The sequence below is a fragment of the Saprospiraceae bacterium genome (assembly GCA_016714025.1).
Classification (GTDB): domain Bacteria; phylum Bacteroidota; class Bacteroidia; order Chitinophagales; family Saprospiraceae; genus Vicinibacter.
This window is the reverse complement of the sequence record JADJOB010000002.1, coordinates 863,917-874,240: the sequence shown is the minus strand read 5'-3', so window position 1 is coordinate 874,240 and position 10,324 is coordinate 863,917. Positions and strand designations below refer to the sequence as shown.

Genomic DNA, 10,324 nt, shown 5'->3' with positions numbered 1-10,324 from the left:
ATCTTAAATGGAATAGGCAAGATACAAAAAATTAACAATGAAATAATTTATTCTTCCCCTGATATCCATAAAAAATTGAAAATTTTAGTCCTTTGTGTAGTTTTACATTTAAAAATAAATTATATGTTTAAATACTTCCTGGTGCTCTGTTGCCTTAACGCAAGTGCACAGCAATCGCTGCCGATCATTTCAGCTGCCAAATCTTTGCATAATGCCTTAATTCAAAAAGATTCGATGCAACTTGAAGAACTCTTGCATCCCGGGCTATCATATGGTCATTCCAATGGTTGGGTTGAAACAAAACAAGAAGTATTAAATCATTTACTTTCAAACTATTTAATATATGAGCATATCATACCTGATAGCATGCACTGCCAGGTTTCAAAAAAATTTGCTATTGTCCGCTTTCAGGCTGTTCATGAAGTTATTTTACAAGGTAAAGCCATCCGCTTGAATTTACATGTTTGCCAGGTATGGATTAAATCTCATAAACGCTGGAAGCTGTTGGCTCGTCAAAGTACTAAAATTGGTTAGTATGCTTTAGGATCCGAAGTAAATTTTATAATTTGACTAAACGCCCTTTAATCATTACTATATCTTTTGATTGTATCATAAATACATAGACCCCGGGACTCCAATCACTGGCATCTAAATAAATACCGGATCCCATTCCTTGGGTATTTACAACCGCATGTCCCTGCAAATCAATAATTCGAATTTGAAAACTTCCCAAATCACGATCAAATTTAAGTTGAAGCTTGTCATGTGTTGGATTGGGTCTTATGAGATATCCATTTTTAAAATCTAATACCTCTACAGTTTCCAATTCAGAAAATGCAGATCCCCCCAGTTGCAATCTGTAATAATTTTTACTGTTTTTTTGAGGCGCTGTGTGCGAAAATTGATATGCAATGTTTTCTGTTTTACTGCCACAAACTCCCTTTATTTCTCCAATTTTATAATATGAAATGCTGTCCGTGCTATGTTGAATTTCAATTCCATCACAGGTATTGCCAGTTTGAATTTCCCAATTTAAAATTACCTGGCCATTTAACACCTGCGCATTAAAATAATTTAAGATGGCTTGTGATTTTAAACCAAAAGGAATTAAAAACAGAAAAACAAATTTAATACGCATACTAAACAAACGAATTAATGAAGCACAACAATCTTCATGGATTTGTAAAAATTACCAATTCTCACTTTAAAAATGTACATGCCATTCTCCAGATCCTGTAATGGGATGCTTAACAATTCATGGGGCTTTGAATTTACATAGTAATTTTCTGTTTGAAACTTTAACAAGTTTCCATTTAAATCAATTATGGAAAATTCCAAAAGACTGTTTGAATTCAACCCCTTAATATTAAATATCAATTCATCCCGGCTTGGCACAGGAAAATAGTTTATCTTAATATTATTAAATTCTTCTGCTTTGCTGGTGATTCTTTGCCAGCCAGCAATTTGAGCCATCAAAACCCAAAACGCTTTTGCAACTCGAATTCCGCCTGCCGATATGGATCCTAGATGTCCCCCTTCGGTTTCGGTTGTATACTGAGGACAAATGGCCGGTATATTTAAACCATCGTCTGGATTATTTTCGGTCTGATAGGCTATGCCATCCCGATTGTCATAACAAGGAATGCCATCCGGATTATGGGACAGGATATCCGCTACATCAAAAAGTATCAGTTGATTTTGTTGGGTATAGCTACGCATTTGATCGTTAAACGCTTCAGATTCTACACTGCCGATCCCGCGTGCAAGGGAACTGGTCCACCAAATAATTTTTTTGTTTGGATTATCCGTTGCAAATTTGGAATAAACGCTTGCATGGTTTCTGGATATTTTACTTCCAAAAAATCCATTGACCGGATCCGCAATTTTTGAACCTGGCGTAACAGCCAAATAACTAAACTGACATCCCATTACATCAAAAGAATCCATTCGGGTTTGCATAAAATCAATAAAACACTGGACATCTTCCGAACAGGCAGTAGGCCAATATTCATAACGCCAATGGCTTCGATCCCAGATTCCATTCCAAAATACCTCTTTAGGTGAGACTGCATAATTTGAATCTCTGTGATCGTATTTTTTACAAAAACTTCGGGCACTACTCCAGGATGATGCGAGACAATTTAAATATTCGTCGATATTTCCTCCAACCGAACGATCCATAAAAATCATATGCAATTGGGCTGCAGCGTCTTTATATTGTTGTGGAATGCTGTCAAATAATTCAACAGAATTGTGATCTACGATGATCCCTTGCCCTTGCAACCCATTTAACAAAAACCAGAATATACATCCTATGCTTAAAATCTTCATAATTTGGATTATGCTCTAAGTTACAAATTCTAATCCAATTACTCGGTGAAGATCATATAAAATATAAAAAACTACAGACAACTATACTCATAGGAAAAGGATCTATATTTTTCCCGTTGCAATTTCACAAATCTTCATTTAGTTCGTTTAACTTTATAGGCTCTTAATCAAATTATTATAGAATGCTTATCCACAGACTCCCTCAAAATTTGCTCTCAATGATCCTGATTTTAATTTTTTTAGGTATTAGCGATCATTTGAGAGCAACTCATATTATTGGAGGTGATATCAGTTATCGCTGTTTGGGTAATAATCAATATGAAATTACCATGACCGTGAGACGAGACTGTATCAACGGCCAACCGCCCTTTGATGATCCTGCTTATTTGGGTGTCTTTGATTCCAAGGGAATTCGACAAATAAATGTAGCAAACAATGGTCGTCTGGATATGCTTTACAGAGCCGATGATACATTAAATGAAGTTGCATTTAAAAATTGTGGAATCGTCGGTGGAGATGTTTGCGTCCATACCACTACTTACAAAGACACGCTGGAATTGCCCTTCTTAGCTGGAGGATATATTCTGGCTTATCAACGATGTTGCAGAAATAAAACCATCCTTAACATTGTCGATCCTGAAAATACCGGAGCAACTTATACGGCCCATATTACAGAATCTGCTTTATTATCGTGTAATTCGAGTCCGGTATTAAGTCCGTATCCTCCAATTTATATCTGTGGCAATCAGCCCATAGAATTTCATTTAGCTGCTAAAGATGCAGAAGGGGATTCTCTGGTGTATGCCTTATGCAATCCCAACTCAGGCGCCACTCCTCAAAAGCCAAGAGATACTTTTCCTTCAAAACCACCTTACGATCCTGTGCTTTTCAGTCAAAATTATACTTTGAATGATATGATTGGTGGGTCGCCCGCCTTGCATATAGATTCCAAAACAGGAATTATGCGTGGATTTGCAGTTCCAATCATTGCACAATACCTCGTTGCATATTGCGTAGAAGAATATCGAAATGGTAAATTACTTTCTGTATTGAGGCGTGATTTTCAAATTAATGTCCGTTTGTGTAATTCCGTTCCAGAAGCTGCTTTTAAGTATTCCATCAATACCTGCAAAAATCCGGTTGAGTTGCAATTAATTGATGAATCGACCGATCAGTTTTCTACCATTGACTTTTGGCAATGGACGGTGTTTTTCAATGCCAATCAATTGCAATCAAATACTAAAAATCCTATTTTCTCTTTGCCAGATTCAGGAATTGCTAAAGTCAGGTTGGTAATCCATTCCAAAGAATCTTGTTACGATACGATTTTTAAATCGATTAAAATTCAAACTATAAAACCGGAATTGATTGCACAGAACCATCTCATTTGTAGAGGAGATAGCATTGAATTAATTAAATCGTTCAACCCGGCAATCAATTATACCTGGTCTCCTTCTAATGGATTAAGTTGTGTTACTTGCCCAAATCCAAAAGCAAGTCCCAATCAATCTACAAAATATTTTGTACATTATGAAGATGCGTTGTGTGAGCACACCGATACAATCGATGTAAATGTGACAAATTGCACTTTGGATTCATGCGGCATTACTACCATTCAAAAATGTTTGCCAAATGGAATGGTTGAAGTAACTGCTTTAAACGCCTTTAAACAAATAATTCAGCCAAAAAACAGAAATCATGAATTGTTTTGGCAAATCACTGCAAGTGCAAATCATCCGGAGTACACAATCATAAATCAAAATCCAATTTTACTATTTAAAAAAGATGTATATAGTTTAACGTCCAAAATATATTCCTGGAAAAGTGGATTACCTAAAACCATTGAATTTGCAGATATCTGTAAGCGCAGTGTTTATGATACGCTTGATATAGAATGCAGCGGTCCATGTGAGGAATTGGAATTTATTCTCTCTTCGTGTGAAGATGATTATGATGTTGAACATCAACTAGTCTATCCGGATATCATTTGTCAATCCGTGTGCAGTAGTTCCTGCATGTTTATTGTTGGATTATTTGAAACCAATGGACAGCTTATTGATCCCAGCCAATATCAAATACGTTGGTCAACGGGTTCTTCCGGTGCATATGTAATGATGATGGGTACTTATTTCAATACGCTTACTGTTGAGGTTCGCAAAGGAGATTGTATTTGGAGAGGTCGCTATTGGAAAAGTTGTCATCAATATAAAAAAGCCTGGAACCCAGAAGGAGAACTCCAACTCAATTCTGGTCCACTGGAAAATTACACGCCCCAACAATTGATTCAACAAGAAACAAAAGCAAGTATTTACGATTTGCAAGGTCATCTTGTTGCAAAATCACTGAATCAGCTTGAACATTTGGCTTCCGGAGTTTACTTTATTAGAACGGAACAGCAGGAAAACATAAAAATTTATAAATTTTTTAAGCAATAATTTACAGTTAATTTCGAGGACTTGTTTGCTGGATGCTGCTTTCCATTAATTCCATTTTATTCTTAAAATTAAACGGTTGATGTTTAATAATTAAATTTCAGTATAAATTTCAAACTTACATATATATGCAATTTCATAACTAAGTAATACGTTTCTATCTAATGAAAATATACTTAAACTATGTAGCATGCATATTCTTGTTGTCATTAAATTCATGTCAGAATGAAAATAACATTGACTTAGCAGAACAAATACTGGGTGTATGGAACTGGGAAAAATCTGTTGGTGGAATTGGAGGATGGACCCTGACACCACAATCTGAAAACTATACTAAAACGCTTTATATCAGTTCAAATACAATAAAGGAGTATCAAGATGACAAGTTACAATTTTCAACTACCTACGAATTAAAAATTAATACAGATAGTACTGCATGGAAGTGTTGTTATTATCTTGAATTTTCAAATGGAATTCCAAATCAAATCTAAGTTCAAGTCATAAATGCAAGGAAATATTGTAAAAATTAAAAGGAAGCAAGAACTTTATGGTGTCGAATCAAAAGTTTTGCTCCCTTTCAATATTTCCGTATGTGTAAAGTTAGGACATTTTCTCAAATGAGTTTTGAAGAAAGATTAAAAATTAAGGCTTTGTTAGAAACTGGTCATTCTCAAAAAGATATAGCTCAATTATTGAATCGATCTGCATCGACCATTAGTAGAGAGTTTAACCGCAATATTGCTAAAAGGGGAAGAGGATCAGGACATTATTGTGCTGAATCGGCACAAAGAAAAACAGTTCAGAGGCATAAAAATAAACCAAAGGCAATCAAACTCACAGACGAGCTTAAGTGCAAAATCAAAAAACTGATTGTACATGATAGGTTATCTCCAGAATTAATAAGCGGCAGAGCTAAGTTGGAAAAAGTTGAGATGGTAAGCCACGAAACTATTTATAAGTTTATCTGGACATCAAAACATGGAAACAAAAGATCTGGTAAGGCATATAAAACTTTGCATAAATTCCTCAAGCACTACGGCAGAAGGCGTAAACGAGGAAATGTATACGAAAACAGAGCTCGAATTTTAAATAGAATACCAATCAGCCAAAGGCCAGATCATATTAATTTAAGAAAGCGATTTGGGCATGCAGAAATGGATATAGTTTTAGGAAAAAATCGTAAACCTGGTATTTTAATAATACAAGATAGAAAATCTCGTAAAACATGGTTGAAAAAAATTGAGCACAAAAATGCTAAATACATAAATTCTAAAATAAAATCAATACTTAACAGAACTGAAAAACCAATACGCAGTATAACAACAGATAATGATCTCGCATTTGCTAATCATCATCAATTAAATATTGATGTTTATTTTACAAATCCCTATAGTTCTCAAGAAAAGGGAAGTGTCGAAAATAGAATTGGACAATTAAGAAGATTTTTTCCGAAAAGAACTAATTTTGATGAAGTATCTGAAAGTCAGATAAACAAAGTTGAACATTTACTCAATAACAGACCCTTGAAAATGTTTAACTATAAAACACCGAATGAGGTCTATTTTAGCAATACCCTTGCATTAATGAATTGAATTCAGCAAAGCATTTGGATAGAAGATCAACAATTAATGTTGTATGATTGGATTTCTGATGGTTATGGTCATAGTTACCGAAGATAATTAAACTAAAGAACTGCATACAATACGGATTGTATAAACCTTTTTCCCCAGGGAATCTGGTATTTATTTTCATCAGTTGAAGGAATTTTCATTGAGAACTATTTAATTTTTCAAAGAATAGAGAAAGCCAAAGAACTCAAAATTTAGAATGAATTAAGTTTAAGTGAAGTTGCAACTAAGCTTCAATACAGGTGTGAAGCGCATTTATCTAGTCAATTAAAAAAAATTACCGGATTGACATCCAGTCATTTCAAAAATCTAGGAATTGATAAAAGACTGTCTTTGGATCAGGTCGGATAGATCATCTACTCAAAATTTTATTAAGCTTTACCAAAATAGTATAATCAGTTATAGAATTTCTATTAGAACTTTGTCTATTATTACGAATCGAAATGCCTGTAATCAAAGAACAATTAAATCTGCCCATTGACGGAATGGAAAGTGAACACTGTTCGCTACTCATTCATTCAAATTTGTCAAAAGTGGAAGGACTTCAAAACAACAAAGTTGAACTGAATAACAAACGGGTTTTAATTGAAACTGAAAATCCTGTACAAGCCATCCAATTAGCGGTAAACACCATTGAATCCCTTGGATACAAGGTACCTGTATTGACTAAAGATTATCCTGTTCGAAATATGAGTTGCAGCGCTTGTGCTGCTCACATCCAATCCGTTTTGGAAAAACTACCCGGTGTTTTGACTGCATCAGTCAATTTTGCGAATAATTTAGCCCATATAAAATTTATTCCCGGTCTGATTAGTTCACAAAAATTAAAAGATACCTTATACTATATAGGATATGAATTAGTTATAGATGAGTCGGAGGAAGCCAAAGACCAACTTGAAGTACTACAAGAAAGTCAATACATTTCACTTAAATATAGAACCATCGGTTCTATATGTCTTTCCATTCCTGTTTTTTTATTTTCCATGTTTTTTATGGACATCCCGTATGCAAATTACATAATGTGGATTTTAACAACACCGGTACTTGCCTATTTTGGAAAACAATTTTTTATCAATGCCTGGAAACAGGCAAAACACCAATCTGCCAATATGGATACACTGGTAGCAGTGAGCACAGGTGTAGCTTATTTGTTTAGTGTATTTAATACCCTGTACCCTTCCTTTTGGCATAAGCAAGGATTGCATGCACATGTATATTTTGAGGCCGCATCGGTTGTAATCAGTTTTATATTATTAGGAAAATTATTGGAAGAACGGGCAAAAGGAAAGGCTTCGTTTGCTATCAAGAAATTAATGAGTCTTGCCCCTAAAACGGTTCATGTCATACTTGAAGGCGATCAACATAAGGATATGCCAGTTCAATTGATAAAAGCAGGTCAAATTGTATTAGTGAAACCCGGTGAAAAAATTGCTTTAGATGGAAAAATTATCCATGGAACAAGCTTTGTTGATGAAAGCATGCTGAGTGGCGAACCGATACCGGTAGAAAAAAAAATAGGGGATGCTGTTTATGCAGGTACGATCAATCAAAAAGGAAGCGTTCGTTTCATTGCTGAAAAAACGGCCGGGAATACAATTCTCGCTCAAATCATTCAAATGGTGCAACAAGCCCAGGGAAGTAAAGCACCCGTTCAAAAGTTAGTAGATAAAATTTCCAGTGTCTTTGTTTTTATTGTCATTGGCATTGCGTTCTTGAGTTTTATTAGTTGGTGGATCTTGGGTGGAAGCAATGCATTAAGCCATGGCTTACTCGCCTTTGTAACCGTTTTGGTTATTGCTTGTCCTTGTGCCTTAGGATTAGCAACTCCTACAGCATTAATGGCGGGTATTGGTAAAGCAGCAGAACTAGGAATCCTTATTAAAGACGCTGAAAGTCTGGAGTTAGCAAAGAAAATAGATGTTTTGGTATTGGATAAAACGGGAACAATCACTGAAGGAATTCCTTCTATAGATCAAATCGAATGGCAAGAAGAAACTAATGAACATAAGGAAATACTGGTTTCCATAGAAAAACAATCAGAACATCCGTTGGCAGAAGCAGTTGTTAAATTTTTCCCGGAAATACAATCTAAACCCATGGCATCCTTTGTAAGTGAAACAGGTAAAGGAGTACGCGCTCAATTTCAAAATATTTGGTATTATATAGGAACGAAAAACTATCTAAATGAAAAAGGAATTCAAATCTCAGATCACTTAATATTTAAGTCTAATCAATGGGAATCAGAAGCCAAATCCATTATTTGGTATGCAAATGAAACAACTTGCCTTGCTATACTTTCTGTAAGTGATCAACTTAAACCTGGTTCAAAACAAGCGATTCAAGGATTACAAAAATTAGACATTGAAGTGCATATGTTGACAGGTGATACTAAAAAAACAGCAGAAATTATAGCCAGAGAAATAGGGATAAAACATTTTGAAGCCGAAGTGCTTCCAGAAAATAAAGCTGCATACATCCGAAAATTACAAGAATCAGGTAAAGTCGTCGCAATGGTAGGTGATGGAATTAATGATAGTACAGCACTGGCGCTTGCTGATGTAAGCATTGCAATGGGAAAGGGGAGTGATATTGCGATGGATGTTTCCTCAATAACAATTATTTCATCAGATTTAAGAAAAATTCCGCAAGCGATTAAATTATCTGAATACACGCTAACAACAATACGTCAAAATCTATTTTGGGCTTTTATTTATAATATTATAGGAATTCCTATTGCGGCCGGAATATTATATCCAGTGAATGGATTTCTATTAAATCCAATGATAGCAGGAGCTGCAATGGCATTTAGTTCGGTATCTGTAATAAGCAACAGCTTGAGATTGCGCTCTGTAAACCTAAATTAATAATACGTTGAAATAAAACGTTCGACTTTCTCAAAGGAATGTTCATCCAGAATTGATAGATTTATATGCAAACACATCATTTTTTGCGAATTTAAATATTCAAAACTTGCGTCGTTTTCTGAATAAATAAAATTAAGTACAGGTCTTCCGCATTGGACATACTCTTCCAATTTGCTTGGCAATCCCGGATTACTTACATTAGCAAAATTAATTAGAATATCTGTTTTAGAATAAGCTTCAAGTAAATCCGAATCAGAATTACAGGTACTGATTTTAAGCAGATGTGGATTACGAACCGCTAATTTTATTAATTCCGGACTCTGATTCCCAAATAATTGCAATACCATAGCCCGATCTGGATGTAAGTTGAAATATCTTAAAATGAAATCAGCTTCAAGCATTGCAGGACGAACCGGATGATATGTATTCCCAATATAACTAAATCTAAGGATTGGTGAGGGAATATGACTGCTGTTTTCAAATTTTATAGAAACTCCATTGGGTATAATTTGAGTTTTTTTCTCAGCAATTGAATAAATTTTAATAAAGTGATTCCTAATGGATTCAGAATTTAAAATAATTCGATTGGCTGATACCAATACTTTCCGTTCGATTGTCTTGTGAATGCTCCAATTTGCAGTGATAGCAGAAAAATAAACATCTCCTATGTCTGCATGCCATTCATGCTTAAAATATTTTTGAAGCACAATACCTATCAAATGACTGCTAAACGGATTTGAGACCGTATAGATTAAATCATCTGCCTTTCTATATTTAACTAAATACAATACCAAATAATAAATTTGAATAAATACAAAACGATCCGGAATGATGCATTTACTTAAAAAATTACCAAATTGATTGTACCTAATCCAATTTTTTAAATTTGCAATAAATTTCAGTTTATTGGCATTCCACTTTTTATTGAATAAATTGTCATTGAAACGTATGCTTTGACTTGCCTGCCTTTTAGAATTTGAAATAATCAAATAGTCCTTTCCAAAAAAACCAGATTGCTCCAAATTCTGTATTCGAAACGATCGGGGATTTCTCTTGGGAGGGTAATTGT

General features: G+C 34.6%; 8 protein-coding genes. 5 read left to right on the top strand and 3 right to left on the bottom strand.

Features of this window, described 5'->3' with window-relative positions:
• The first annotated feature begins 123 nt into the window (after positions 1–123).
• Positions 124–534, top strand: a complete 411-nt coding sequence (locus IPJ80_06855) for a nuclear transport factor 2 family protein (protein ID MBK7913204.1) — start codon at positions 124–126, stop codon at positions 532–534.
• Between the two features lie 25 nt (positions 535–559).
• Here the strand turns inward: IPJ80_06855 and IPJ80_06850 are convergent, their stop codons facing one another.
• Together IPJ80_06850 and IPJ80_06845 are read right to left on the bottom strand one after the other, a co-directional pair.
• Positions 560–1,138, bottom strand: a complete 579-nt coding sequence (locus tag IPJ80_06850; GenBank protein ID MBK7913203.1) for a T9SS type A sorting domain-containing protein — start codon at positions 1,136–1,138, stop codon at positions 560–562.
• Between the two features lie 14 nt (positions 1,139–1,152).
• Entirely contained in the window at positions 1,153–2,331 is a 1,179-nt protein-coding gene (locus tag IPJ80_06845; protein MBK7913202.1) for a T9SS type A sorting domain-containing protein, read from the bottom strand.
• Between the two features lie 218 nt (positions 2,332–2,549).
• On the opposite strand from IPJ80_06845, the gene IPJ80_06840 reads away from it, so the two are divergent.
• The 4 genes from IPJ80_06840 to IPJ80_06825 all read left to right on the top strand — a co-directional run bounded on the left by IPJ80_06840 (position 2,550) and on the right by IPJ80_06825 (position 9,255).
• A complete protein-coding gene (locus IPJ80_06840) occupies positions 2,550–4,766 on the top strand; it encodes a T9SS type A sorting domain-containing protein (protein ID MBK7913201.1) in 2,217 nt (738 codons plus the stop codon).
• A 161-nt stretch (positions 4,767–4,927) separates the two neighbouring features.
• Positions 4,928–5,254 (top strand): hypothetical protein, encoded by a 327-nt coding sequence (locus IPJ80_06835; GenBank protein MBK7913200.1) that lies wholly within the window; start codon positions 4,928–4,930, stop codon positions 5,252–5,254.
• 126 nt (positions 5,255–5,380) lie between these two features.
• A complete protein-coding gene (locus IPJ80_06830) occupies positions 5,381–6,355 on the top strand; it encodes an IS30 family transposase (GenBank protein ID MBK7913199.1) in 975 nt (324 codons plus the stop codon).
• Between the two features lie 479 nt (positions 6,356–6,834).
• Positions 6,835–9,255, top strand: coding sequence for a copper-translocating P-type ATPase (locus IPJ80_06825; GenBank protein MBK7913198.1), 2,421 nt, complete (start codon positions 6,835–6,837; stop codon positions 9,253–9,255).
• On the opposite strand, the gene IPJ80_06820 is transcribed toward IPJ80_06825, so the two are convergent.
• Positions 9,252–10,277, bottom strand: a complete 1,026-nt coding sequence (locus IPJ80_06820; protein ID MBK7913197.1) for a glycosyltransferase — start codon at positions 10,275–10,277, stop codon at positions 9,252–9,254. The two genes, IPJ80_06825 and IPJ80_06820, sit on opposite strands and share 4 nt — an antisense overlap.
• Positions 10,278–10,324: the final 47 nt, after the last annotated feature.